This is a genomic window from Janthinobacterium sp. JF4 (assembly GCF_059617925.1).
The window spans coordinates 21065-47395 of record NZ_JCAQAV010000037.1 but is presented as its reverse complement, the minus strand read 5'-3'; the positions used below and the strand labels follow the sequence as shown (position 1 = coordinate 47395).

24 protein-coding genes and 1 tRNA gene are annotated in these 26331 nt (G+C 63.6%); 10 read left to right on the top strand and 15 right to left on the bottom strand.

The annotated features are described in order from the left end of the window. The first annotated feature begins 86 nt into the window (after positions 1-86). The 5 genes from AC54AF_RS21735 to AC54AF_RS21715 all read left to right on the top strand — a co-directional run bounded on the left by AC54AF_RS21735 (position 87) and on the right by AC54AF_RS21715 (position 7488). The gene (locus AC54AF_RS21735; RefSeq protein ID WP_496638188.1) at positions 87-1835 is read left to right on the top strand and encodes a ribonucleoside triphosphate reductase; all 1749 of its coding nucleotides are present in this window, start codon (positions 87-89) and stop codon (positions 1833-1835) included. Next, positions 1832-2029: an anaerobic ribonucleoside-triphosphate reductase gene (gene nrdD, locus AC54AF_RS21730; RefSeq protein WP_071078116.1), complete on the top strand. Its 198-nt coding sequence runs from the start codon at positions 1832-1834 to the stop codon at positions 2027-2029. Before AC54AF_RS21735 ends, nrdD begins: the two co-directional genes overlap by 4 nt. Next, positions 2022-2726, top strand: coding sequence for an anaerobic ribonucleoside-triphosphate reductase activating protein (locus AC54AF_RS21725; protein ID WP_496638187.1), 705 nt, complete (start codon positions 2022-2024; stop codon positions 2724-2726). Before nrdD ends, AC54AF_RS21725 begins: the two co-directional genes overlap by 8 nt. 146 nt (positions 2727-2872) lie before the next feature. After that, positions 2873-6928 (top strand): Pls/PosA family non-ribosomal peptide synthetase, encoded by a 4056-nt coding sequence (locus AC54AF_RS21720; protein WP_496638186.1) that lies wholly within the window; start codon positions 2873-2875, stop codon positions 6926-6928. Continuing rightward, positions 6928-7488 carry a 4'-phosphopantetheinyl transferase family protein gene (locus AC54AF_RS21715; RefSeq protein WP_496638185.1) on the top strand — a complete coding sequence of 187 codons (561 nt, stop codon included), beginning with the start codon at positions 6928-6930 and terminating at the stop codon, positions 7486-7488. Before AC54AF_RS21720 ends, AC54AF_RS21715 begins: the two co-directional genes overlap by 1 nt. A gap of 387 nt (positions 7489-7875) precedes the next feature. Here AC54AF_RS21715 and AC54AF_RS21710 read toward each other — a convergent pair whose 3' ends face one another. Further along, the gene (locus tag AC54AF_RS21710; protein WP_496638184.1) at positions 7876-8553 is read right to left on the bottom strand and encodes a phosphoribosylanthranilate isomerase; all 678 of its coding nucleotides are present in this window, start codon (positions 8551-8553) and stop codon (positions 7876-7878) included. 258 nt (positions 8554-8811) lie between these two features. Here AC54AF_RS21710 and AC54AF_RS21705 point away from each other — a divergent pair, with 258 nt between their 5' ends. Then, complete coding sequence (locus AC54AF_RS21705) at positions 8812-9216, top strand: hypothetical protein (RefSeq protein WP_496638183.1); 405 nt, start codon at positions 8812-8814, stop codon at positions 9214-9216. Here the strand turns inward: AC54AF_RS21705 and AC54AF_RS21700 are convergent. The 13 genes from AC54AF_RS21700 to cysS all read right to left on the bottom strand — a co-directional run bounded on the left by AC54AF_RS21700 (position 9213) and on the right by cysS (position 20936). Then, on the bottom strand, positions 9213-10244 hold the full coding sequence (locus AC54AF_RS21700; RefSeq protein ID WP_496638182.1) for an RNA methyltransferase: 1032 nt from the start codon (positions 10242-10244) through the stop codon (positions 9213-9215). The two genes, AC54AF_RS21705 and AC54AF_RS21700, sit on opposite strands and share 4 nt — an antisense overlap. A gap of 64 nt (positions 10245-10308) precedes the next feature. Further along, a complete protein-coding gene (locus AC54AF_RS21695) occupies positions 10309-10650 on the bottom strand; it encodes a zinc ribbon domain-containing protein YjdM (RefSeq protein ID WP_131686765.1) in 342 nt (113 codons plus the stop codon). Positions 10651-10741: 91 nt separating this feature from the next. Continuing rightward, entirely contained in the window at positions 10742-11698 is a 957-nt protein-coding gene (gene dmeF, locus AC54AF_RS21690; protein ID WP_496638181.1) for a CDF family Co(II)/Ni(II) efflux transporter DmeF, read from the bottom strand. Between the two features lie 10 nt (positions 11699-11708). Further along, on the bottom strand, positions 11709-11984 hold the full coding sequence (locus tag AC54AF_RS21685; protein WP_496638180.1) for a metal/formaldehyde-sensitive transcriptional repressor: 276 nt from the start codon (positions 11982-11984) through the stop codon (positions 11709-11711). Positions 11985-12021: 37 nt separating this feature from the next. Continuing rightward, entirely contained in the window at positions 12022-12852 is an 831-nt protein-coding gene (locus AC54AF_RS21680; protein WP_496638179.1) for a TlpA family protein disulfide reductase, read from the bottom strand. 59 nt (positions 12853-12911) lie between these two features. Further along, positions 12912-13439 (bottom strand): DUF2325 domain-containing protein, encoded by a 528-nt coding sequence (locus tag AC54AF_RS21675; RefSeq protein WP_496638198.1) that lies wholly within the window; start codon positions 13437-13439, stop codon positions 12912-12914. A 276-nt stretch (positions 13440-13715) separates the two neighbouring features. After that, a complete protein-coding gene (locus AC54AF_RS21670) occupies positions 13716-14309 on the bottom strand; it encodes a hypothetical protein (protein ID WP_496638178.1) in 594 nt (197 codons plus the stop codon). Positions 14310-14577: 268 nt separating this feature from the next. Continuing rightward, a tRNA-Ser gene (locus AC54AF_RS21665) sits at positions 14578-14670 on the bottom strand. Between the two features lie 110 nt (positions 14671-14780). Further along, positions 14781-16028: an aspartate kinase gene (locus AC54AF_RS21660; RefSeq protein ID WP_035817435.1), complete on the bottom strand. Its 1248-nt coding sequence runs from the start codon at positions 16026-16028 to the stop codon at positions 14781-14783. 196 nt (positions 16029-16224) lie between these two features. Next, positions 16225-17643 carry a tRNA lysidine(34) synthetase TilS gene (gene tilS, locus AC54AF_RS21655; protein ID WP_496638177.1) on the bottom strand — a complete coding sequence of 473 codons (1419 nt, stop codon included), beginning with the start codon at positions 17641-17643 and terminating at the stop codon, positions 16225-16227. Positions 17644-17790: 147 nt separating this feature from the next. Continuing rightward, positions 17791-18765 carry an acetyl-CoA carboxylase carboxyltransferase subunit alpha gene (locus AC54AF_RS21650; RefSeq protein ID WP_034756951.1) on the bottom strand — a complete coding sequence of 325 codons (975 nt, stop codon included), beginning with the start codon at positions 18763-18765 and terminating at the stop codon, positions 17791-17793. 54 nt (positions 18766-18819) lie between these two features. Continuing rightward, entirely contained in the window at positions 18820-19539 is a 720-nt protein-coding gene (locus AC54AF_RS21645; RefSeq protein WP_496638197.1) for a DNA-3-methyladenine glycosylase family protein, read from the bottom strand. Further along, positions 19539-20936 carry a cysteine--tRNA ligase gene (gene cysS / locus AC54AF_RS21640; RefSeq protein ID WP_496638176.1) on the bottom strand — a complete coding sequence of 466 codons (1398 nt, stop codon included), beginning with the start codon at positions 20934-20936 and terminating at the stop codon, positions 19539-19541. The genes AC54AF_RS21645 and cysS overlap by 1 nt, the downstream gene beginning before the upstream one ends. 278 nt (positions 20937-21214) lie before the next feature. Here cysS and AC54AF_RS21635 point away from each other — a divergent pair, with 278 nt between their 5' ends. The 4 genes from AC54AF_RS21635 (at position 21215) to AC54AF_RS21620 (ending at position 24040) form a co-directional block, all read left to right on the top strand. Continuing rightward, complete coding sequence (locus AC54AF_RS21635) at positions 21215-21844, top strand: peptidylprolyl isomerase (protein WP_496638175.1); 630 nt, start codon at positions 21215-21217, stop codon at positions 21842-21844. Between the two features lie 73 nt (positions 21845-21917). Continuing rightward, positions 21918-22409, top strand: coding sequence for a peptidylprolyl isomerase (locus AC54AF_RS21630; protein ID WP_034756945.1), 492 nt, complete (start codon positions 21918-21920; stop codon positions 22407-22409). 86 nt (positions 22410-22495) lie between these two features. Next, entirely contained in the window at positions 22496-23251 is a 756-nt protein-coding gene (locus tag AC54AF_RS21625; RefSeq protein ID WP_496638174.1) for a UDP-2,3-diacylglucosamine diphosphatase, read from the top strand. 69 nt (positions 23252-23320) lie between these two features. Beyond that, positions 23321-24040, top strand: coding sequence for a DUF72 domain-containing protein (locus AC54AF_RS21620; protein WP_496638173.1), 720 nt, complete (start codon positions 23321-23323; stop codon positions 24038-24040). Here the strand turns inward: AC54AF_RS21620 and AC54AF_RS21615 are convergent. After that, positions 24037-26298, bottom strand: a complete 2262-nt coding sequence (locus AC54AF_RS21615; protein WP_496638172.1) for an NHL repeat-containing protein — start codon at positions 26296-26298, stop codon at positions 24037-24039. The genes AC54AF_RS21620 and AC54AF_RS21615 overlap by 4 nt on opposite strands. Positions 26299-26331 lie beyond the last annotated feature (33 nt).

The following is a 26331-nucleotide window of genomic DNA, read 5'->3' as shown; positions in this document are numbered from 1 at the left end:
ACGCAACTGCACGCGCCCTTTGACGTCACTACATTTAGTGATTAATCTCCATAAAAACACCGCATGTTGTGTTTATTGGAGGTTTCATGACGACAAATGCAGTTTCCCCCACACGCGGCCAGGTCGATGTCGCCGCGTCCATCAATGAATACCTGGAGCGGCGCGACTGGCGCGTGAACGCCAACGCCAATCAGGGTTACTCGCTGGGCGGCCTGATACTCAATGTGTCGGGCAAGGTCATCGCCAACTACTGGCTGGACCAGGTGTATCCGCCGGAAGTGGGCGCGGCGCACCGCGAAGCGGCGCTGCACATCCACGACCTCGACATGCTGGCCGGCTATTGCGCCGGCTGGTCGCTGCGCACCCTGCTGCACGAAGGCTTGAATGGCGTGCCGGGCAAGATCGAATCGGGTCCTCCGAAACACATGTCGAGCGCCATCGGGCAGATCGTCAATTTCCTCGGCACCCTGCAAAACGAATGGGCCGGCGCGCAGGCGTTCAGCTCCTTCGACACCTACATGGCGCCCTACATCCGCAAGGACAGCCTGCGCTACGAAGACGTGCGCCAGTACATGCAGGAGCTGATCTTCAACCTCAACGTGCCATCGCGCTGGGGCACGCAGACGCCGTTTACCAACCTCACCTTCGACTGGGTCTGCCCGGACGACCTGCGCGAGCAGATTCCCGTCATCGCCGGCCAGGAGATGGGCTTCAGCTATGGCGAGCTGCAGGCGGAGATGGACATGATCAACCGCGCCTACATCGAGATCATGATGGCGGGCGACGCCAAGGGCCGCGTCTTCACCTTCCCCATCCCGACGTATAACATCACCGAGGACTTCGACTGGCATAGCGAAAATGCGGAACGCCTGTTCGAGATGACGGCCCGCTACGGCCTGCCCTACTTCCAGAACTTCATCAATTCGGAACTCAAGCCGAACATGATCCGCTCCATGTGCTGCCGATTGCAGCTGGACTTGCGCGAACTGCTGAAACGCGGCAACGGCCTGTTCGGCTCGGCCGAGCAGACCGGTTCCCTGGGCGTGGTGACCATCAACTGCGCGCGCCTGGGCCACCTGTGGCGCGGCGACGAGCCAGCCTTGCTGGCCGATCTGGACCGCCTGCTGGAACTGGGCAAGACCAGCCTGGAAATCAAGCGCCACACCATCGAGGAACTGATGCAGCAAGGCCTGTTCCCCTACACGAAGCGCTACCTGGGCACCCTGCGCAACCACTTTTCCACCCTGGGCGTCAACGGCATCAACGAAATGATCCGCAATTTCAGCGGCGACGCCTACGACATCACGGCGCCAGAAGGTCATGCGCTGGCCATGCGCCTGCTCGACCACGTGCGCGCCCGCATGGTGCAATTCCAGGAAGAGACGGGCCATATGTACAACCTGGAAGCGACGCCGGCCGAGGGCACCACCTACCGCTTCGCCCGCGAAGACCGCAAGCGCTATCCCGCCATCCTGCAGGCCGGCACCACGGACAATCCGTATTACACGAACTCGTCGCAGCTGCCCGTCGGCCATACGGACGACCCGTTCGAGGCCCTGGAATTGCAGGACGCGCTGCAGCGCAAGTACACGGGCGGCACGGTGCTGCACCTGTACATGACGGAAGCGCTGTCGGACGCGAACGCCTGCCGCGAGCTGGTGAAACGCGCCCTGAGCCGCTTCTCGCTGCCCTATATCACGGTCACGCCCACGTTTTCCATCTGTCCGCGCCATGGCTACCTGGCCGGCAAACATGAATTCTGTCCCACCTGCGACGCGGAACTGATCGCCCGCAAGCAGTCCGATCTCGCTCACCCACTCAAGGAAACACCATGAATGCACGTCCCGACTTCACTCCCGCCATCACCCTGCTCGACAGCGAACGCCAGCGCTGCGAAATCTGGACCCGCGTGATGGGCTACCACCGCCCCGTCGCCTCGTTCAACATCGGCAAGCAGGGCGAATTCCACGAGCGCCAGTATTTTACGGAAGCGAGCGCCCGGGTTGGCCAGCCCGCCTGCCGTGGCTGAGTTGAAAGTGGGCGGCCTGACGCCCTTTTCCGCCACCGACTACCCGGGCAAGCTGGCCGCCGTGGTGTTCGTGCAGGGCTGCCCCTGGCGTTGCGGCTATTGCCACAATCCGCACCTGCAGGCGCGCACGCCGCAGGGCACCATGCCGTGGCAGGACGTGCTGGCCTGGCTGCGCCGCCGCGTGGGCCTGGTCGATGCCGTCGTCTTCAGCGGCGGCGAAGCGTGCATGGACCCGGCGCTGGGGCGCGCCATGCTGGACGTCAGGGAACTGGGGTTCGGCATCGGCCTGCACACGGCTTGCATCTATCCGCAGCGCCTGCAGGAAGTGCTGCCCCTGGTCGACTGGGTCGGCTTCGACATCAAGGCGCCGTTTGCCGGCTATCGTCATGTGACCGGCGTGGCTGGCAGCGGCGATCCGGCGCGCGCCTGCCTGGACGCCATCCTGGCCAGCGGCGTGCCCTATGAGTGCCGCACCACCACCCACCCGGACCTGCTGCCGGATGAACAGTTGCTGGCATTGGCCACCACCCTGGCCGCCAAAGGCGTCGACAACTACGTACTGCAGCAGTTCCGCGCCGAAGGCTGCGCGGACGCGGCGCTGGCGGGCCGCCCCCTGCACGGCTATCCGGCGGCGCACACGTTGGCGCAAATCGGCGCCATGTTTCAGCGATTTACATTCCGTAATCATGGCAGTTGAGCCTGCAGCCACACAATTGCCGAAAGCCCCGCAAAATTCCCCGTTCTGCAACGCTGAAATGTCTTGCGTGCTGTAATGTATCGACTGTGCCGCGCCACGCGCAGCCCGTCAGATTCCATACTCCGCATCACAGATAAGCGTCATCCATGAACGATTTCACCGCAGTCAGCCCAGGCACTCCTTCCACCCACGCCGACATCCTGTACGGCCCGCCGCGAGCCGATCTGCTGCGCGAGGAAGTGCTGGCCGACCTGCTGGAAGCGACGGCCCACCGCTGCCCCCAGCAGATCGCGCTGATCGATGGCGGACGCCGCATCACGTATGCGCAACTCGATGCCCAGGCTGGCCTGGCCGCGTCGCGCCTGGTGGCGGCTGGCGTCAAGCCCGGCGACATCGTGGCCCTGTGGCTGCCGCGCGGCGCCCCGCTGCTGCTGATGCAGGCGGCCATCGCCAAGGCGGGCGCCGCCTGGCTGCCCGTCGATGAAGACACGCCCGTCGAGCGCCTGCAAGTGTGCCTCGATGACGCCAATGGCGCTGGCGTCGTCAGCTGCGCGCAATTCGCGCCGCGCCTGTTTGACGCGGGCATCCAGCGCCCCGTGTGGACGGCGGAAAGCCTGCTGGCCCCCGCCGCGCCGGGCGAAGTGCTGCCCGCGCGCGCAAGCGTGCTGCCCGAACATCCCGCGTACGTGATCTACACGTCCGGCTCCACGGGCAAGCCCAAGGGCATATTGATCAATCAGCGCAGCATCTGCCACTTCCTGCGCAGCGAAAACGCCGTGCTGGAAGTGACGCAAGCCGACACCGTCTACCAGGGTTTTTCCGTCGCCTTCGATATGTCGTTCGAAGAAATCTGGATCGCCTACCTGGTGGGCGCCACCCTGTGGCTCGGTCCCAAGGATATCTCGGGCGACCCGGAAGCCTTGCCGCGCGCGCTGGCCGAAAACAAGGTCACCGTGCTGCACGCCGTGCCGACCCTGCTGGCCCTGTTCGCCGAGGAAGTACCGAGCCTGCGCCTGATCAATCTGGGCGGCGAGATGTGCCCGGAATCCCTGGTCGAGCGCTGGTCGCGCCCGGGCCGCGCCATGTTCAACACCTACGGTCCCACGGAAGCGACCGTCTCGTGCAGCCTGGCGCGGTTGCGGCCCGGCGAACCGGTGACCATCGGCACGCCGCTGCCCAACTACGGCTTGCTGGTGCTGCAGGTGAGCGAGCCGGGAGAAAACCGTCCATTGACTTTGCTGGCGCGCGGCGAGACGGGAGAATTGTGCATCATCGGCCCCGGCCTGGCCGACGGCTACCTGGGCCGGCCCGACCTGACGCTGGAAAAATTCCTGCCCAACCCGTGGGCGAGCAGCGAGGAGGACGCGCGCCTGTACCGCACGGGCGACCTGGCCCGCATCGATGCCGATGGCCAGGTGCTGTGCCTGGGCCGCGCCGACGACCAGGTGAAGATTCGCGGCTTCCGCGTGGAGCTGGGCGAGATCGAAGCCGTGCTGGCGCAGCAGGCGGGCGTGGGCACGGTGGCCGTGTTGCTGCGCAAGGATGACGGCATCGACCAGCTGGTGGCGTATATCGTCGGCGGCGACGAGGCGCCCGGCGATGCCCTGGCCGCGAAAACGCTGCGCGCGGCCCTGAACCTGCACTTGCCGCCATATATGGTGCCGGGCCGTTTTGAATTGCTGCCGCTGATGCCGCGCCTGACCTCGGGAAAAATCGACAGGAAGGCCCTGAAGGCCATGCCCTTGTCCGCCCCGCCGGCCGGCGAGGCGGGTGTATCGGACGTGCCGGAAACGCCGGCCGAAGCGGCCCTGTTCGCGGCCCTGGCCAAGCTGTTCCCCGGCCAGGCGATCTTGCGCCAACTGGACTTCTTCAGCGACCTCGGCGGCCACTCCTTCCTGGCCGCGCGCCTGGCGTCCGCCCTGCGCGCCGATCCGGCCTACGCCCACATGACGGTGCGCGACATTTACCAGAACCGGCAGATCGGCAAGATCGCCGCCGTCCTGAACGAGGCGCCCGCACTGGCCACGCCGGAAGCGCAGTGGACGCCGCCATCGACCCTGAAGCGCTGGATCTGCGGCGCGGCGCAGGCGGCAGCCGTGCCGGGCCTCGTCACCTTGCGCATGGCGCAGTGGATGGCGCCCTTCTTCACCTACCACTTCTTCACGGGTGACACGGGCGACACCGTGCCGCGCGCCATCGCCGCCTCGATCGGCGTGTTCTTGCTCGCGACCCTGGCCGAATTTGCCATCGCGATCGCCGGCAAGTGGCTGATCGCCGGACGTTTGAAGCCGGGTAGCTATCCGCTGTGGGGCGTGACGTACTACCGCTGGTGGCTGGCCGACCGCCTGGTCGAATCGGCGCCCGCCTACCTGCTCAGCGGCTCGTCCCTGAACAGCTGGTGGCTGCGCGCGCTGGGCGCGAAAGTGGGCAGGGAAGTGGTCATCGGTTCGATGACCTTGCGCGCGCCCGACCTGCTGTCCATCGGCGACAACGTCAGCGTGGGCAATGCCGTCAACTTTGAAAATGCCAGGGTCGAACGGGGCCGTTTGCTGCTGGGCCAGATCCGCATCGGCGACGACGCCTGCATCAGCTCTTACGCGATCATGGAAGGCAATACCAGTGTGGGCGCCTTCGGCCACCTGGAGGGCCAGTCGGCGCTGGCCGATGGCGCCTCGGTGCCTGCGGGGCGGGTTTACACAGGTTCTCCCGCGCGCGACATTGGCGCGTTTGACGTGGCCAGCCAGCCGCCGCGCCCCGCCGTCTCGCGCCTGCGCCTGACGGGCGAAACCCTGTTCTTCTGCTTCGGCATGGTCCTCATCGCCGTGCTGTTCTTCATGCCCGTCTTCCCCAGCTTCGTGCTGATCGACTGGTTCGACGAGCGCGAAATGATGCCGTGGCTGCAGGGCCGCGACGTGACGACCCAGCTGGCCCGCTACTTCCTGCTGGCCTTCCCCGCCAGCGCCGTGCTGATCGTGCTCACGGCCCTGCTGTCGGCCGCCATCCGCTGGGGTGCGCTGCCGCGCCTGAAGCCGGGCAGCTCGCCCATGCACAGCAATCTCTATTGCGCCAAGTGGCTGGTCAGCCATATCCAGGAATCGAGCCTGAACGTCCTGCACGGCATCTACGCCACCGTGTACGCGCCGTACTGGTATCGCCTGCTGGGCGCCAAGGTGGGCAAGGGCGCCGAGATTTCGACGGCGCTGGGCGTGGTGCCCGACATGCTGACCCTGGGCGACGACACCTTCATCGCCGACGCCGTCATGCTGGGCGACGAGCAGATCGACGGCGGCTGGATGACCATGCGCCCCACCGTCATTTCGCACCGCAGCTTTGTCGGCAACGGCAGCTATATCCCGGACGGCACCACGCTGCCCGAACACGTGCTGATCGGCGTGCACACGCATGCGCCGCGCAATGAACAGATGCACAGCGGCGACACCTGGCTGGGCTCTCCCCCCATGCACCTGCCCGCGCGCGAGCAGGTCAGCGGCTTTGCCGAGCACCTGACGTTCAAGCCATCGCTGTTGCGCCGCCTGGGCCGCAGCCTGATCGAAGCGTTCCGCATCGTCGCGCCGCACGCGGTGGTGATCGCCGTCGGCTACACCCTGGTGCTGGACGTGATGCCGATTGCGGGCGCGGGACGCTGGGGCGAAGTGGTGGGCGACCTGGCTATCGCCGGCCTGGCCTACGGCATCGGCAATTTTTTGGTGGTCGTGCTGTTCAAGTGGCTGCTGCTGGGACGCTACCGCAAGCACGCGGCGCCCATGTGGACGCCGTTCGTGTGGATATCGGAAGGCGTGACCAACCTGTACGAAGGCATCGCCGTGCCCAACTTCATGCGTTACCTGCGCGGCACGCCATGGCTGCCGCTGGCCTTCCGCCTGTTCGGCTGCAAGATCGGCCGCGGCGTCTACATGGACACGACGGACCTCACGGAATTCGACTGCGTGCACATCGGCGACTACAGCGAATTGAACGCCCTCACCTGTCCACAGACGCATTTGTTCGAAGACCGCGTGATGAAGATCGACCACGTGGAGATCGGCCAGCGCGTCTACCTGGGCCCGCGCAGCTCCGTGCTGTACAGCGCCAGGGTAGGCGACAACGCGCGCCTGGGCCCCTTGACCCTGGTGATGAAGGGGGAACATATCCCCGCCGGCAGCAACTGGGCCGGCTGCCCGGCCGCGCCCCTGCGCAGCTGATGGATTCGACGATGTTCTGGTCGGCAGAGGGCTTGCTGGTGATCGGCATTGTGCCGCCGCCGTCCCGCATGCAAGCGCGTGTTCACCTGCGCCAGACCGTGCGCGAGGCGGCCGCGCAGTGGCTGGAGATGGACATCGAGGCCGTCTCGGTGGCGTCAATGCCGGGCGCCCCTCCCCGCTTGCTGCTGGCCGGCCGCGCGGCAGGACTATCATTTTCCCATGACGAGGGACTGTCGCTGGCCGCCGTCCACCTGCATGGCCCTGTCGGCATCGATGTGATGCGCGTGCAGGACATTCCCGACTGGGCGAATCTGGCGCGCGAATACCTGGGGCCGCAGGCGGCCGATGAACTGGCCGCCTGTCCCGCCGGCCGGCGTCCATTGGCCCTGGCGCGGGCGTGGACGGCGCGCGAGGCGGCGCTCAAGTGCGCGGGCTTGCAGTTGACGGAGTGGGATGGGGTAGCATTGAATTGTCATTTGCAAGCTGTGGAGACACCGCAAAATTTCGTGGCTATGTTGGCGACAACCCGGGGTCAGACCCGACGGGGGAATACGGTCTAATAGACCGTATTCCGATTCCGAAAGAACTGACCCCAGCTTTACGCTGTTGGGTTGACTCCCTATCAATCCTCTTTACCCTCGGCCGCCCCGCCGATCTGGACGAAAATCAGTTTGACGATAATACTGACGAGCAATCCCAGCACTCCGATCAATTCCAGCATGGCCATTCCTTTGCAGTGACAGCAGACCTGTCCACTGTAACCCGAATGCCGGGGCCAGGCCAATATCAAATCAGGCAGTCACCGCACCAGGAAGGCTTGCCTGGTCGAAACCAACACGGACATCACCATCGTCCCGGAGAACATGCGCCTGATGGCGCGGCCAGCTGCATGGGGGCGGCGTTGACAGCAGCGCTCGTGCGCGAGATGAACGCATTGGCGACGGCGATCAGCCTTCCGCATACAGCGCCGCATCCACGTCGCGCACGGCGGCCATCAGCAGGGCCAGCTTCATGACGTCGAGCTTGCCATCGGTGCGCACGCGCGAGCACAGGTCAATGCCGTAGGGACGCACCTGGCGCAGGGCATCGGCCACGTTGGCGGCATCCAGGCCACCGGCCAGGAAGACGGGACGGGGGCTGGCGCGCACGAAGCGCGCACTGACGGACCAGTCGTGCGTGCGGCCCGTGCCACCCAGCTCCGGGACCCGCGCACCGGGGCGACCCGAATCGAGCAAAAAGGCATGCACATGGGGCGAATAAGCGGGGATCAGCGCCAGCGCCTCTGGCCCCTCCACGTGGATCACCTGCACGCGCCGCACGTGCGGCAGCTGCCGCGCCAGCTGCGCCACTTCGCCGGGATCGACATGCCCGACGATCTGCACGGTGGATGGCTGGGTGGCCTGCACGTGTTCCACGATGCGCTGCGCCGTCGTCTCGGCAGTCAATAGAAAGGTGGCCACGGGCGGCGGCGTCCAGGCGGCGATCTGCGCGATGCGCGCGTCGGGAATCGGGCCGGGACCGGACGGCATGGCGGCCACCAGGCCCAGCGCGTCGGCACCGGCGGCGATGGCCAGTTGCGCTTCGTCGATGGAAGCGATGCAGCAGATCTTGATGCGGGTTCTCATGGCCTTGCGTGTTCAAATGGGATGAGCAACATTACAACACAGGGCGGCGCACGCGCCAAGACACGCGGTCAAGGCCGCGCGCGAATGCGTGCCAGAATGGGGCCACCCACTTCGTCCCGACGGAAGGCCACTCACGCCGCCGCACGGCAGCGAACAAGGGTCGATCCGATGGCGCCTGATCCTCAGCCCGCGCTGATTGACACGCGCCAGGTGCCGGACGATACTTGATTTATCCGGGGTTGCCATTGGAAGCCGCACATGCGTATCGTCGATTTTGAAGTCCGCAAGGAGTGTCCGCCGCAGTTATGCGACTGCGAACGCGAGCGCCTGCTCGACGATCCGCAGGCGGACCTTGCCATCCTGCGCCTGAACCTGACGGAAGAAAAGCGCCTGCTCGCGCATATCGACGGCATCGCCACCCATGCGCAGTTGCAGAAGCTGCAGCTGCTGCTGAAGAGCAACCTGGGCGTGGAATTGCAGATCACACCGGGCAGCGGCGAAGTGCGCACCGTGCGCGGCTTCCAGATCCGCCTGCTGGAACGGCCCGGCCTGTGCCGCAAGACGCGCGCCGCCATTCCGGCCGCCGTGCGCCGTTGCCTGGCAGCGCATCCCGAAATCGCATTCGCGATACTGAATGAAAACGATTTGCTCGGTGGCCTCTAGGCGCCGCTGGCGCGGATGGGAATGACCCTACCCTTCGCTTCACGCGCCCGCAACTGCCCGCAGCCGCCCTCCACGTCCTGCCCGGCCGAATCGCGCAATTTGGTCAGCACGCCGCGCGCGTGCAGGGCGGCGGCGATCGCGCGCGCCTTTTCCCAGCTGGGACGCTTGAACGGCAAGTCAGCGATGGTGTTATACGGGATCATGTTCAGCACCGCGTACTTGCCCTTCAAGAGTTCCACGATGCCGTCCATCTCGTCCTCGCCATCGTTGACGCCTTCCATCAGGGTCCATTGATACTGCACCGGGTAGCCGGTCAGGCGCGCATACGCTTCGCCAAAGTCCACCAGTTCGCGCGGCGACAGCTTGGGCGCGCGCGGCAGCAGCTGGTCGCGCAGCGCCGGCTTGGTGGTGTGCAGCGACAGGGCCAGCGCCGGCTTGACCCTTCCCTGCGGCAGGCGCTCGAAGGCGCGCGGGTCGCCCACGGTGGAGAACACGAGGTTCTTGTGGCCGATATTGCCCTCGGTGCCCAGCAGCTCGATCGCTTCCATCACATTGGCGAGGTTATGCGCCGGTTCACCCATGCCCATGAAGACGACTTTTTTCACGGGACGCATGGTGCGCGCCAGCACCACCTGGGCGACGATCTCGCCGCTGCTCACTTGCCGGATCAAGCCGTCGCGGCCCGTCATGCAGAACTGGCAGCCGACGGCGCAGCCGACCTGGCTGGACACGCACAGGCCGTCGCGCGGCAGCAGCACGCTTTCCACCGTCTGGCCATCGTGCAGTCCCACCAGCAGGCGCGCGGAACCGTCCGCGCCCGGATGGGTGCTGAGCAGTTTCAGCATGCCCTGCAGTTCGGCATCGAGCGCAGGCAGCGCCTCGCGCACGGGCAGCGGCAAAAAATCCTCGGCGCGGCGCCGGCCCTGGTCGTGCGGCTGCCCCTGTATCCAGTCGCGCAGCACGCGCTGTTCGTGCAGGGGCTTGGCGCCCAAGGCGCGCAGGCGCTGGCGGAGATGATCGATTTGCATGGATTCTGAATAAAAAAACGGCGCGCAGGAACGAAGCCAGCGCGCCGTATGACAGGCAAAAGCCTTAGACCTTCTTGACGAACTCGGTCTTCAGGCTCATGGAACCGAAGCCGTCGATCTTGCAGTCGATATCGTGGTCGCTGTCGACCAGGCGGATGTTCTTGACCTTGGTGCCCATCTTGACGACACCGCCGCCGCCCTTCAATTTCAAGTCCTTGATGACGCTGACCGTGTCGCCGTCCTGCAGGATGTTGCCGGCCGAGTCGCGGTATACCTTGGCGCCCTCTTCCGCTGCTTCTGCAGCCGTGGCCGACCATTCATGCGCGCATTCAGGGCAGATCAACTGGCTGCCGTCTTCGTACGTGAATTCGGATTTGCATTGCGGGCATGGTGGTAATGTGCTCATTGTCTTCTCTGTCTGGTGAACAGCGCGTGCTGTAAAAGCCGACATTATACTGCCTACGCCCCGCATCAGCTTGCTTTTTTCGCCATCATTATCAAGGGCGGCGCACAATCTCGATGGTGCTGTGGACAATTTCCTCGTGAATGCCGATGCGCGCGCGCAGCTGGGCCGCCGTCAGGCTGGCGTCGCGGCTGACGACGGACAAGGCGCACGAATACAGCTGCGTGCCGACTCTCCACACGTGCAGGTCGACGATGCGCGGCGTGTCGCCGGCGCTTTCCACTTCCACGGCCTCGCGGATTTCGTCCACCACCGGATGGTCCATCTCGCGGTCCAGCAAGACCTTGCCCGTCTCCTGCACCAGCTTTTTCGCCCACAGCGCCACCAGCACGGCGCCCGCGATACCCATCACCGGGTCGAGCCAGCGCCAGCCGTAGGCCCACGCGCCGCCCAGCGCAACGATGGCCAGCACGGATGTGGCGGCATCGGCCAGCACGTGGAGGTACGCGGCCTTCATGTTCAGGTCTTCGCCATGGTGGTGGCCGTGATGGTCATGCCCATGGCCATGGTGGTGATCATGGTCGTGGTGCCCGCCGAGGATCAGCGCGCACACGAGGTTGACAGCCAAGCCGAAGGCCGCCACCGCCATCGCCTGCGGATACGCGATGGGCTGCGGCGAGAACAGGCGCTCGACGGAGGCCGCCACCATCAGCACGGCCACGCCGAGCAGCAGGATGGCGCTGGTGTAGCCGGCCAGCACCTCGATCTTCCACGTGCCGAAGGCGAAACGGGGGTCGCGCGCATAGCGGCGCGCCGCCGCATACGCAAACGCGGCCAGGCCGATGGCCAGCGCGTGCGAACTCATATGCCAGCCGTCGGCCAGCAGTGCCATGGAGTTGTACCACCAGCCGGCGACGATTTCCAGCGCCATGGTGGCCAGGGTGATCCACATGACGAGGCGCGCGCGGCGTTCCGCCTTGCCATTGCCGCTGTCAAAAACGTGTTCGTGCTGCCAGGCGGAGAGGTCTTCCTTGATGAATGGCGTTTGCATGGCGCTCTCCCTATTTGAGGTAGGTGCGCAGAATGGCCGCGATGTCGTCGGCGCCCCTGGCCCGCTCGTCGGCGGAGATATCTGGACTGGCCACGTGCTCGCGCAAGTGCTCTTCGATGACTTCGGCCATCAGGCCATTCACGGCGCCGCGCACGGCGGCGATCAGCTGCAGCACTTCGCCGCAGTCGCGGCCCTCTTCCAGGCCCCGCTCCAGGCCTTCCACCTGGCCGCGGATGCGCTTCACCCGATTGAGCAGCCTGGTCTTGTTATGCGTCGTGTGTCCCATGATGCCACCCCAATAAATACTATAGGGGGGTATACTATCAGAGAGAACCGGGTGGCGCTATCTTCTGCAGCTTGCTGGCCAGCGAAGCATCGGACAATTCGCCCAGGTGGGTATCGACCAGGCGCCCCTGCGCGTCATAGAACAGGGTGGTGGGCAGGGCCGAGGAGCCGGCCGCCTTGCCCAGCGCCGCCTCGCTGTCGAGCACCACATTGCGCAGGGTGACGCCGCTGCTGCCCAGGAAAGCGCTGGCGGCCGCCGCATCCTCGCGCTGGTTCGCATACACGAAGACGATATCGGCGCGCGCCTGCTGCGCGGCGGCCAGCACGGGCATCTCGCGCCGGCATGGCGGGCACCAGCTGGCCCACAAGTTCACCACCAGCGGCTTGCCGCCGGCCAGCGCCGCCAGGGTCACCGGCGCGCCATCGACTGTGTGCAGTGCCACGACGGGCAAGGCCACCGGCTTGTCATACGCCAGCGATATGCCGGCGCTCAGCACGCCCCAGGCCAGCGCGCCGGACGCCACACTGATGGCCAGGGGACGGCGCATGGCCGTCATGGCGGGACGCCGGCAGCGCCACGCGGCGATGGCCAGCGCGGCGGCGATACCGGCCGGCGCCATGAAACCGCCGTCGCGGATATTCAGGATGGACCAGGGCGCCGCCAGATACTGTTCATGCCAGCGCAAGACGAATGCCAGGCGCGCCGCCAGCAGGCCGGCGATCAGCATGTCGGAAACGAGGGGGCCGGCGTCCGGCAGTTGACGGTATCGGCGCAGCCAGCCCGCCACGGCGTAGGCGACGCACAGGAAGACGAACAGCAGGACGAGGCCCGTGGGCAGGGCCAGGGGGCCGATTTGCAGGGACAGCATGGGCGCTTTCTATCACGTCGAAGGGACGGACATTGTGGCCCAGGTGGATTAAGCCGGCGTTAAGAAGCGGCCAACGCCTCTTTGCGCACGAAATGCATGGCTTGCGGCTGGTCCACCAGCACGCACTGCTTGCCCGTGCGCTTGCAGTGATCGTGCACGCGCCAGTAGGCGTCGTGGCTGACGCAGCCCGTCTGGCAAATCACCAGGTCGGCCGCCACCAGGCCCGCTTCCAGCGCTGCCGCATCGTCGCCGCCCGCATGATGCAGGAAGCGCCCGCCGGCCTGCTCGATCGCTTGCTGCGCCACGTTGGCGCCGCCCGCGTCCCGGCCCGGCTCCAGGCCTGAATAGTTGCCCACATATAGCACGGCTTTTTCGCGCACGTCGGCCTGCAAGGCTGGCACGGGCAGCCACTGCAGGCGCAGCAATTCGCGCATCAGGTCCTGCACGCGCTCACCGAGCCATTCGACCTTGCGCGCCAGCCTGGCACGCGTCGGCAAGCCAGGCACGCTGGCCGCCAGTTCGGCCAGTTCGTCGCGCGCCAGCGCCAGCTTCGTATCGCGGATCACGACCTGCGCCCGCGCGCGCAGCAATTCCGACTCCAGCTGCGCGATGCGGGCCGCCTGCGCAGCCAGCTGCGCACTGCAGCGCGCCTGCGCGCGGCCATATTCCCCCATCAGCACGCGATGCTCACGCGCGATCGCGTCCTCGTTGCCATACACACTGCCCATCATGCCCTCCTTCACCGCCCATGGCGCCATGGCGCCAGCCCATCGCTACCCCATTGTTCGCATTATAAATGAGAATCATTATTATTTACGTATGCGCGTGCGCGCTGTAGGGGTATCGGCGCCATCATGCTTGCATCAGGCGGCAGGTGGACAGGACAGCAGGCGCTGCCAGACGTCGTCCTGCACTTGCCGCACATGGCGCAGGCCATCGGCACCGCGATAAATGTCCAGGGTGTTCGGCCACGCGATATCGATGAACAACTGCCGTCTTGGATCGATCAGCAGGGACTGGCCCACATAGTTCCCCTTGATCTCGCCCTTGTTCACGGCCAGCAGGCGCGCGCCGCCGGCCAGCGCCCGTTCTTCAAGCTCCACGCCGCTGCGCTCGGCCACATCGCGCAGCCAGCGTTCACGCCAGCGCGCCTGCTCCTCGAACTGTCCCGTTGGCGGCCGGTCCAGCTTGACGACGGCCGCCACGGGCCCGCCTATGCCCGCCTGCAAGGAAAAGCCCATGCGCTCCAGCAAGGCGATCGTATACGTCTCGTCCTTCACGGCAAGCTGGTAGCTGCCGGGCCCATCGTAGAACAGCATATCCGCCTGGTGATAGGCGGGCTGCACGCATTGCCCGTACTCATACACCAGCACGTCCAGGAACGGTGGCGCGGCCATGGCGGGCGAGAGGGTGGCGCATAGCATGGCAGCTGCGGCGGCGTGCTTTTTTGTGGTCATGTGGTTTACATTTGAGATGGAGTTGGCGAAGACTGCACTGTACCGCAGCGAGGACTGCGCGCGGCTGGCTGCCCCGCGTGTGTGCTGGCTGCTGGAGCCTGAGATGAGGGGACGTCGTTGGCCGCTGCGCGGCCAACGTCCCGCGCGCAGCGCGGTGGTTGGGCGATTCGGAGAGGGCTGGGCCGGCACGGCCCAGCCCTTCGAATCCCACCGTTCCGTCCAGACAAACAAAAAAGCCTCCCGCAGGGGAGGCTTTTTTGTTTGATTCTGGCGGAGACGGTGGGATTCGAACCCACGATACAGGTATAAGCCGTATGCATCCTTAGCAGGGATGTGCCTTCGGCCACTCGGCCACGTCTCCTAGCTGATTACTCAACTATGTCTCTGTAGCTAACTGCGCTGCAGCGACGAACGTCATAATATCGACTGCCCCCCCTTTGGTCAAGGGCGTGGGGCAATATTTTTGGATATTTAAGCTTTTTCCAGCTCGAACGCTTTATGCAGCGCGCGCACGGCCAGTTCCATGTACTTTTCATCGATCAGCACGGAGATCTTGATCTCGGAAGTGGAGATCATCATGATGTTGATGCCCTCTTCCGACAGGGTACGGAACATTTGCGACGCCACGCCAACATGGCTGCGCATGCCCACGCCGACGACGGACAGTTTCGACACTTTAGCGTCGCCCGTGATGCTGGCCGCGCCCAGCGATTCGCGGTTCGCTTCCAGCACCGCCAGCGCGCGCGTGTATTCGCCGCGCGAGACGGTGAAGGTGAAGTCCGTTTTACCGTCGACCGACTGATTCTGTATGATCATGTCGACTTCGATATTCGCGTCCGCCACCGGTCCCAGGATGTGGTACGCCACGCCTGGGCGGTCGGGCACGCCGAGCACGGTGATTTTGGCTTCATCGCGGTTGAAGGCGATGCCGGAGATGACTGCTTGTTCCATGTTTGTATCTTCCTCAAACGAAATCAGGGTGCCTGAATTGGCTTCTATTTCCAGCGGCAACATCGGGTCGGTCAGCGACGACAGCACGCGCGTGGGCACGCGGTAGTTGCCGGCAAATTCCACCGAACGCGTTTGCAGCACTTTGGAGCCCAGCGAAGCCAGTTCCAGCATTTCTTCAAAGGTGATGGTCTTCAGGCGGCGCGCCTCGGAGACCACGCGCGGATCGGTCGTGTAGACGCCATCGACGTCCGTGAAGATCAGGCATTCGGCTGCCTTCATGGCAGCGGCAATGGCCACGGCCGAGGTGTCCGAACCGCCGCGGCCCAGAGTCGCGATGTTGTCGTGTTCGTCGACGCCCTGGAAACCGGTAATGATGACAATCTTGCCCGCATCGAGGTCGCGTTTGACTTTTTCGTCATCGATCGACTGGATGCGTGCCTTGGTAAAGGCGGAATCGGTCTTGATCGCGACTTGCCAGCCAGCATAGGATACGGCTTGTTTGCCGATCGCCAGCAATGCCATCGACAATAGGCCGACGGACACTTGTTCGCCTGTCGAGGCGATCATGTCAAGTTCACGGGGATCGGGTTGATCCATGATTTCCTTGGCCAGTCCAATCAGGCGGTTGGTTTCGCCCGACATGGCGGATGGCACCACCACGATTTGATGCCCAGCGTCGTGCCACTTGGCAACGCGCTTGGCGACATTCTTGATACGGTCAGTCGAGCCCATCGACGTACCGCCATATTTGTGGACGATTAAAGCCATAAGAGTGAAGTTTCCGCTCAAGAAGAATAAAAAAGGAGGGCTTTACTCTACATGCCGCAATGCAAAATAACAAGCTAAAAAGCGCATTAGCTCATACCGATTGCGCATATGGAAATAACCAATCCATGCAGTCCAGCCGGCTTGAGCAGCCACTTGCCGGCCACCCCGGGAGTGGCCCTGGCGGCGGCCCTTACGCTCAGCAGGAGAGCCAGCGCAAGGCGACGCGGGGACGGTCCAGCAGACTCAGGCAATGGCAATCGAGGCCGATACCGGCCGCGAACAGCAATTGTTGCGCCGCACAGACAAGGGGCAGCCGTTCGCGTTCCCAGGCGGGCACGTCAAACGCCTGATAATGGTATTTCAAGCTCTTGGTGGGACGGTTCAAGGCCAGTTTCAAGCGCTCGCCGCCCTGGCGGAAGTCGATCGTCAAGGTTTGAGATTGCAACCAGGCAATATCGATGCCCTGGCCGCCCTCTTCCACCGCATCGAAATGCAGCACGCCGCCATACGCGGGAAACGCCAGGCTCGCCTCGCCTTGCCACACAAATTGCTGGCCAGCCTTTTCCAGTCCGGGAATGCCCGCGTCGTCACGCTCGCGCATGCCGGCCAGGTCATTGAGCTTCGGCGTCAGATATAAACGGTCGCGGTGGCGCCGCACATGGCATTCGGGATGCGTCACCAGCAATTGCGCATCGGGCCGCGCCTCCAGCAGTTGCGCCAGCATTTCCGCCAGCCATGCCGTCGACGGCATGCGCAAGCCGCGCGTGCCGAACCAGTGGCGCAGCAGGTTGTAGCAGCGGTCCGCGCTCAGCGCGCGCAATTTCGCCAGTTCGATGCAGTCGCCATCGAGACAAGCAGCCAAATCCTGCGTCGCCAGTTCCGTCAACAGGCGCTGCGCCGATTGCGCATGCTGGGCGCTGCGGGCAAAGCGTTCCTGGAAACCGGGAAACGCCTGCGCCAGCACGGGCATCACCTGGTGCCGCAAGGCGTTGCGGGCAAAGCGGGGATCGTCGTTCGATTCGTCGTGGATGTGCGCAATCGCATGTTGCGCCACGTACGCTTCGAGTTGCCTGCGCGACACGGGCAGCAGCGGGCGCGCCATCACCAGGTCCGGGTTGCCCAGCAGCTCGGGCGCGCTGTTGGCGCCATCCATGCCGGACAGGCCCGCCGTGCCGGAGCCGCGCAGCAATTGCAGCAGCACCGTCTCGGCCTGATCGTCCTGGTGGTGGGCCGTCAGCAGCAGACGCACGCCATGCGTGGCGCACAGTTCGCCCAGGGCTGCATAACGGCGCTTGCGGGCCGCCTCTTCCGTGCCCGTCTTCGCATTTTTTTCCAGGGTGACACGGCGTGCCTCGAAGGCGATGCCCATGCTGGCGCACAACTGCTCGCAATGGGCCAGCCAGGCATCCGCATTCGGGCTCAGGCCGTGGTGCACGTGAAACGCGTAAAGAACCACGCCGTGCTGCTGCGCCCACGCATGCGCCAGGTGCAGCAGGGCCGAGGAATCGAGGCCGCCGCTCAGGGCGATGCCGACGGGGCCGCCCGCTGGCATCGCGCAGGCGTCCAGCGCGCGGGTGAAGGTATCGGCGACGGTGGCGGTTTGTTGCTTTTTCAATCAGGACTCCGGGAATGCAAAGAGGGACAGGCTGCTAAACGGATGGTGTCGTTTAGCGGACTGTCCCTGGTGTGTTCTACTGTCTTGTCGGCTTACGTCATGTCGGCTTACGCTGCGCTAAGCCGACCTACGCCGACCTGCGACGGCTTACTCGCTGGGCGTGGTTTCCTTGAACTTGCCGTAGCTCAGCAGTTTTTCATGGCGCGCGGCCAGCAGGTCCTTGGTTTTCATGCCATGGAACTGGCGCAGGGTGTCGGCCAGCGCCCGTTTGAGCAAGGTGGCCATCTGTTTCGGATCGCGGTGGGCGCCGCCCAGCGGTTCGTTGATGATCTTGTCGATCAGGCCCATGGCTTTCAGGCGGTGGGCCGTCAGGCCCAGCGCTTCGGCCGCATCGGAGGCGCGCTCGGCGCTCTTCCACAGGATCGAGGCGCAGCCTTCCGGCGAAATCACGGCATAGGTCGAGTATTGCAGCATCAGCACGGCATCGCCCACGGCAATCGCCAGCGCGCCGCCGGAACCACCTTCACCGATGATGGTGGCGATCAGCGGCACTTTCAGCTCGGCCATCACGTACAGGTTATGGCCGATGGCTTCCGACTGGCCGCGCTCTTCCGCATCGATGCCGGGGAAGGCGCCGGGCGTGTCGACGAAGGTGAAGATGGGCAGGTTGAACTTTTCAGCCACTTTCATCAGGCGCATGGCCTTGCGGTAGCCTTCCGGTTTCGGCATGCCGAAATTGCGCATGGCGCGCTCCTTCGTGTCACGGCCCTTCTGGTGGCCAATGACCATGCACGGCTGGCCGTTGAAGCGGGCCAGGCCGCCGACGACGGACAGATCGTCCGCGTAGCTGCGGTCGCCATGCAATTCGTGAAAATCGGTAAAGATTTCATTCACATAATCCATGGTGTAGGGGCGCTGCGGGTGGCGCGCGATCTGCGCCACTTGCCAAGGCGTCAGCTTGGCGTAGATATCTTTGGTCAGCTGCTGGCTCTTCTTGGCCAGGCGGTCGATCTCTTCCGAGATGTCGACGGCCGAATCGTCTTGCACGAAACGCAACTCTTCGATCTTGGAATCGAGTTCCGCGATCGGCTGTTCAAAATTGAGGAAAGTCGTTTTAGTCATTGTACCTCCAGGTTTTACCGGCCACGGCGCCAGGGCGCGCGGCGTCATCTATGTTTATTTTACCGTACCGGCTGCTGCGCCGGGGGCTGCATCGGTTGCGGCAGGGGCGGCTGCAGGGTCGAGACTGCGCCACAGATACCACGTCGCCACGGTGCGCCACGGTTCCCAATTGGCGGAAACCTCGCGCGCATCGCTGCGGGAAACTGGTTCGCCGGAGAAGTAATTGACGCTGATGCCCTGGATCAAACCGGGGTCGTCGAGCGGCAAGACATTCGGCCGGAGCAGATTAAATATCAGAAACATCTCGGCTGTCCAGCGGCCAATGCCGCGGATCTGCACCAGTTCGGCGATGACGGCTTCGTCATCCATCTGATCCCACTGGCTCGCGTGCACGCGCTTGGCCTTGAAATGATCGGCCAGGTCGAGGATGTATTCGGTCTTGCGTTTGGACAAGCCGCAAGCGGACAACTGCTCGGCGCCTGCCTTCAATACTTGCGAAGGCGTGCATTTCGGGCAAGCGGCCAGCAGCTTTTTCCAGGCGGCATCGGCCGCCTTGGGCGTGATCTGCTGCCCCACCAGCGAACGGGCCAGGGTCGTAAACGGGTCGCTGTGGCCGACCAGATGCAGGTCGCCAAATTGCGGGATGAGCTTTTTCATGATGCGGTCGCGCTTCATCAGCTCGATCTTCGCCTCTTCCCAGTAGTGCGGCACCTGGATCACTTGCGCCAAGTCCGTCACCTTGGGCGCTTCCCCATTTTCCCTGGACGTAGCCATCATGCGCGGCGCCAGTTGGTCGAGCCGTCAGGCTTGTCTTCGAGAATGATGCCCGCCGCCAGCAGTTCGGCGCGGATCTTGTCGGACTGCGCAAAATCGCGCGCCTTTTTCGCCGCGCTGCGCGCCGCAATGGCCGCTTCGATGCCGGCAGCCTCGTCCTGCCCACCAGCGGCAGCGCCGACGGTCGCCTGCAGGAATTGCTGCGGCGTGCGCTCGAGCAAGCCGAACACGCCCGCCAGACCCTTCAATTGACGCGCCAGGGATGGCGACTTGCTCTTGTTGACTTCCGTCGCCAGGTCGAACAGGGCTGCCACGGCCAGCGGCGTGTTGAAATCGTCATCCATCGCCTCGGCCACGCGCACGGCGTGCGCTTCGCTCCAGTCGATGGCGCCCTCTTCCACCGCCACGTCAGCCAGCGCCGTGTACAAACGGGTCAGGGACAGGCGCGCATCATCGAGATGCACGTCCGAATAGTTCAGCGGGCTGCGGTAGTGTGCGCGCAGGATGAAGAAGCGGATCACTTCGGCATCGAACTTTTGCAGCACTTCGCGGATGGTGAAGAAATTGCCGAGCGACTTGGACATTTTTTCATTGTCCAGGCGCACGAAGCCGTTATGGATCCAGTAATTCACGCTGGTATGGCCGAACGCGCCTTCGGATTGGGCAATCTCGTTTTCGTGGTGCGGGAATTGCAAGTCCGCGCCGCCGCCATGGATGTCGAACTGTTCCCCGAGCAGGGCGCACGACATGGCCGAGCATTCGATATGCCAGCCCGGGCGCCCCTTGCCCCACTTCGAATCCCACTTGACCTCTTCCGGCTCGGCATCCTTCGACGACTTCCACAGCACGAAGTCGAGCGGATCGCGCTTGCCCGTGTTCACGTCGACTCTTTCGCCTGCGCGCAGGTCGTCAAGCGACTTGCCCGACAGCTTGCCGTAGTGGGGGAAATTGCGCACGGCATAGTTCACATCGCCATCCGAACCCTGGTAAGCGAGGTCCTTCGCTTCCAGCTGTTCGATCAGGCGCAGCATCTGCGGCACGTATTCGGTGGCGCGCGGCGTATGGTCGGGCGTCAAGATACCCAGCGCGGCCGTGTCTTCATCCATGTACTGGGTGAAACGCGTCGTCAGCTGGGAAATCGTCTCGCCGTTTTCCACGGCGCGGCGGATGATCTTGTCGTCGATGTCCGTAATGTTGCGCACATAGGTGACGTCGAAGCCGGAGGCTTTCAGCCAGCGGTAGATGACATCGAACGCCATCATCATGCGCGCATGGCCAATATGACAATAATCGTAGATGGTCATGCCGCACACGTACATGCGTACCTTGCCCGCTTCCATCGGGACGAATACCTGCTTCTCGCGAGCCAGGGTGTTGTAAATCTTTAGATTGCTCATCGTACTTTGCAAGTGGAGCGGCCGCCAGCCTGGCAAAACGACAGACAGGCGCGGACACCGGGGGTGCCGCGCCACAGAACTGCCGTGTGCGCCGAGACTGGTCGACCCGCTATATTGTTGTTCTTGTTTGTTAGAATTAGGGCGTTAGCGGTCAAGTATAACATTGATAAAAACCATACTGGCCCGATATGGATCAGGTTTTTACGATGTTCAACCGAAACTCACTTCTTTTAGCAATAAAGCAAGTTTAGAGAAAAATAACGATCAAGGACGCCTTCATGCAAGAAATCAAATCGAAACGCCTGTCTTTTCTGGCCCGCTTTTGCACCCTGTTTGCCGGCCTGACACTGGGCAGCGCCGTCGTGGCAGCCGCGCCGGCAACCGCCGTCGACCCCACGCCGCACGTGGCCCTGAAAACCAGCATGGGCGAGATCGTGCTGGAACTGGACCAGGAAAAAGCCCCGAAAAGCGTGGCCAATTTCCTGCAGTATGTCAACAGCGGTTACTACAAGGGCACCGTATTTCACCGCGTCATCAACGGTTTCATGATACAGGGCGGCGGCTTCGACAAGAACATGAAGCAGAAAGCCACCAAGGCGCCGATCAAGAACGAAGCGCAAAACGGCTTGCACAACGTCACCTACAGCATCGCCATGGCGCGCACGGGCGACCCGCATTCGGCCACCGCGCAGTTTTTTATCAACGTGGGCGACAATGGCGCGCTCGACTACCCTGGCCGCGACGGCTTCGGCTACACGGTGTTCGGCAAAGTCGTCAGTGGCATGGACGTAGTCGACAAGATCAAGGCCGTGCCCGTGGCGGACAAGGGCCCGCACCAGAACGTGCCCGTCACCCCCGTGGTGATCGAATCGGCGACTTTACTCAAGACAGCGCCCGCAAAACTGTAAAATAGCGTTTTTGCGGCACCGGCCTGCCTGGCGCCGCTGAATCAATTATTCATCCAATTTATTAAGGATCATCATGACCTCCGTCATCATCACCACCAATCTGGGCAAGATCACCGCTGAACTGGACGCCGAGAAAGCGCCGAAAACGGTTGCCAACTTCCTGGCCTACATGAAAGCCGGTCACTACGACAACACGATTTTCCACCGCGTCATCGACGGCTTCATGATCCAGGGCGGCGGCTTCGAGCCAGGCATGAAACAAAAGCCGGCCGACACCACCGTAGAAAACGAAGCCAAGAACGGCCTGAAAAACGACACCTACACGCTGGCCATGGCCCGCACGTCGGATCCGCATTCGGCATCGGCCCAGTTCTTCATCAATATCAAGAACAACAGCTTCCTCGACTATCCAGGCCAGGACGGCTGGGGCTACGCCGTATTCGGTAAAGTCACCGAAGGCAAGGAAGTCGTCGACGCCATCCGCGCCGTGAAAACCTCGCGCGCCGGCATGTTCGCCGATGTGCCAGTGACGGACGTCATCATCGAGAAGGTAGAAGCCGCTTAATCAGGCTTCAGCATCATGAATAACAGGCATTGCAGCGTTTTCGCCTCTCCATGCACATCACTTCTTGGGAGCGTTGAACGATGACAATGCCTGCCGCACTCTTTATTTCCGACCTGCATCTGCAGAGCTCGCACCCGCGCACCAGCGCGGCGTTTCTTTCTTTCCTGGAACATCATGCGCAATACGCGCAAGCGCTGTATCTGTTAGGCGACCTGTTTGAATACTGGGCCGGCGACGATGACCTGGAAGACCCGTTCAATGCGCGCATGACGGCCGCCATCCGCGCCGTCAGCGATGCAGGCGTACACGTCTACTGGATCGCCGGCAACCGCGACTTTCTGGTCGGCTCCGGCTTCGCCGCCGCCGCCGGCGCCACTTTGCTGAGCGAACCGCACGTGGCCACGATCGCCGGCCGGCGCATCGTCTTGCTGCATGGCGACGCCGAATGCACGAAAGACGTCAGCTACATGGAGTTTCGCGCCATGGTGCGCCAGCCCGCCTGGCAAAAACAGTTCCTGTCCATGCCGCTGGCGCAGCGCAAGGCCATCATCGACGGTTTGCGTCAAAGCAGCCGCGAGCACAATGGCGAAAAATCCATGGATATCATGGATGTCACGCCCGATGCTGTCGCACAAGTATTTGCCGAACACGCGAGCACCGTGATGATTCACGGCCACACGCACCGCCCTGCCCTGCACCAGGTCGGCAACACCTTGCGCTATGTTCTGCCAGACTGGGAATGCGACGTGACGGCGCCGGAACAGCCGCGCGGCGGCTGGATCGCCATCGACGCGCGCGGCAACATCACGCGCCACGATCTGAACGGCGACGTCATCGACTAGGCTTGCGCCGACCGCCGCACGGGCGTTTGTCCTATAGCCGCGCCCGCCTGCACTTGCTGTAATGGCGCCATGCATACTGTTTACATCGGCACGGCCGGCTGGAGCATTTCCAGCGCCGCCGCCAGCCGCTTCCCCCTTGATGACAGCCACCTGCAGCGCTATGCCAGTGTCTTGCCCTGCGTGGAAATCAACAGCTCCTTCTACCGCTCGCACCAGAGCGCCACTTACGCGCGCTGGGCCGCCAGCGTGCCTGAACATTTCCGCTTCAGCGTGAAATTGCCGCGCAGCATCACGCACGAACGGCGTTTGCGCGATGGCGAGGCCGAACTGGATCGCTTTGCGGGAGAAGTCATGCAACTGGGGAATAAACTGGGCTGCGTGCTGGTGCAGCTGCCGCCCAGCCTGCGTTTCGAGGCGGACGTGGCCGCCGCATTTTTCCATGCGCTGCGCCAGCGCTTCGACGGCATGCTTGCTTGCGAAGCGCGCCACCCCAGCTGGTTCGACGCAGGCGCGACCGAGCTGTTAACGATGCAAGGGATCACGCGCGTGCGCGCCGATCCGCCTGCGGGACAGCCGGGCCCGCACGTGCCCACCACCAGCGTGGCCTACCTGCGCCTGCACGGCAGCCCGACAATATACTATTCGGACTATCCGGCCAGCTACCTGGCGGCGCTGGCCGCCGAATTGCACGCATCGGCGCAGGCGGATAGCTGGTGCATCTTCGACAACACGGCGGCCGGGGCCGCCCTGTTCAATGCGCTGGACTTGCAAGCGCAGAGCACCGCCTAATGCAACGGCGTCTGCAGCACCGCCTGGGTCGTGAAGCCATACAAGGTACCGCTGCCGAAGGCAAGGATACTAATGTCCGGACGGCCCCATGCCAATGCTGGCGTGGAAATGACGCCAGCCGCATCGATCTTGCGCACCCAGCCCTGGCCGCTCAGATACAGATTATCGCTCGCATCGAAGGCTAGGCTGGGCGCCCCCGTAAACGACAGGCCACCTACGCCTGGCGGGCCATCGCCACCGCTGCCCTTGTTCAAGGTACCGGCAAAAACGCCAGCCTTGCCTGCACGATCAACCTTGAAGACAACTTGATGCACATGATCGTCAAAATACAGATTGCCCTTGCTGTCAAAAACAAGGCTGCCCGGGTCCATATATTCCCAGCCATACCCAGTGTCGCCCAGTGAGTGCGTCAGGGTTTCAAATGACAGGAAAGCCGAGAACGCTCCCCCGGGAGGGCGGCGGAAGATGCCGTCGGCCCCCCAGCCCAGCCAGGCCACATAGCCGTCCTTGTCGATCGCCAGCCGATACTGCAAAGGCTTACCGCTGCCGGCAGGCAAAGCTTCTTGCGTGGATACCTGGCCATCCTTGCAGATCTTGCGCAAATTAAACGCAGTGCCAGCCGCTGCCTTGTCGGCAAAATACACGGCGCCATCCTTGTCGCAGGCGATCGCGACAGGCCCAAGCATGGTCGCGCTTGCGCGCGGCCCGTCATTGCTGCCGGCGACACCAGCCATGCCCGCGTAGACGCTGAATGCGCCATCCGGGGTGACACGGCGCAGCACCTTGTTTGTCATATCGAGCAGATAGACGTTACCCGCAGGATCGCTGCACATGCCAGAGCTACCCACATATCCCACACGGGCAGCCCCGCCCACAGCCTCAGTCACACCCATATTTCCTGGCATGAATGGCATGGCGGACAACACCTTTGTCGCGTCGAAACGGACCAAACGGTGCTTGCTGGCATCGTGGACTATCATGGCGCCTGAAGACTCCAACAATAGGGAATTGAGATACGTCCAGCCGGCGGAAACGCCAGCCGCGTCCGTCACCGCCCCTCCAACCAGGGTCGTCACGTCACCATCCGGCGTCATACGGCGAATAGTGGTGACGTCTGCCGCCAGCACATTGCCGTCACGGTCGACCGCCATGCCGCGAATATTGCGGAAGCTGGCGGCGGCGCCTTTGCCGTCCTCGCTCACACGCTTGTTGCTTCCCGCAACCACGACGACCACTCCCTGCTGCCAACGATATATCCGGCTGCCAATCCCGTCGCTGAAGTAGATCGTGCCGCTGGCATCGGCAGCCAGTTGCGATGGGGATATCCGATATCCCCGGCTATCAACCAGCTTCTCGGAACTGACGAGCCCTCCGGGTGTCACGCGGCGAATCATTTGCCGCTCAGCATCAGCAAGCAGGACATCGCCATTGCTATCCATGGCCATGCCCGTAGTCCAGCCGAATTGCGCCAGTGCCCCTTTTCCATCAGCGACCACCGCTTCCGGGGCAGACCAGTCGCATGCCGCGCTGCGCTGTCCCGCCACCGTGCTGACCACGCCGGCTGGCGTAATCTTGCGCAAGAGTGCATTGCAATTCTCGAAAAGATAGAGATTTTCCGCGCGATCGATGGTCAGGATCGAAATTCCGCTACTCATGTGGAAAGTGGCTGTGGCAGCGGCGCCATCTTCGGCGCCAGGCTTGCCCGAGATACCCGCGTGCACGCTCAAGGCGCCGGCCGGCGTGACCTTATGGATGACTTGCCGGACAGCATCGGCGATGTAATAGTTGCCCGCTGCATCTTGCACCATGCCGGACACATTCTGGATTTTCTCCTGCACGCCCGCCAGCACGACGGGCAGGCAACGCACGGCCAAGGTGTTGACGTCGGCATTGCCCACCGTCGCCGCGCCCTTGGCGATGCTGCAACCGAGGCCTTCGGACGTGCTCTCGATCTTGCCTTCGTAGCTGGCGCCCGGCACCAGCTTGCCGGCAAAGTGAAAGGCGCCGTTGGCGGTAATAGTGACTTTGTCGTTACCGTTCGCCAGCACGACCTGGGTGCCGGGCACCAGGCCGCTCACCGTGCCGCCCACCAGGTAGCTCGGTGCCTCAGCCACCGGAACGACCGGCGCACCGGCAGCGCTGGAACCATCGGATCCGCCGCCGCAGGCGCTCAGTCCGATTAGCAAGGCCATGCCGCAGGCCGCGCGCCCTAGCAGATTCTGTTTCTCCATACACGTCATTCTCATCATTGCTTTCATGGCTATTGAGGAAGATTTCCTCCGAATAGTTGC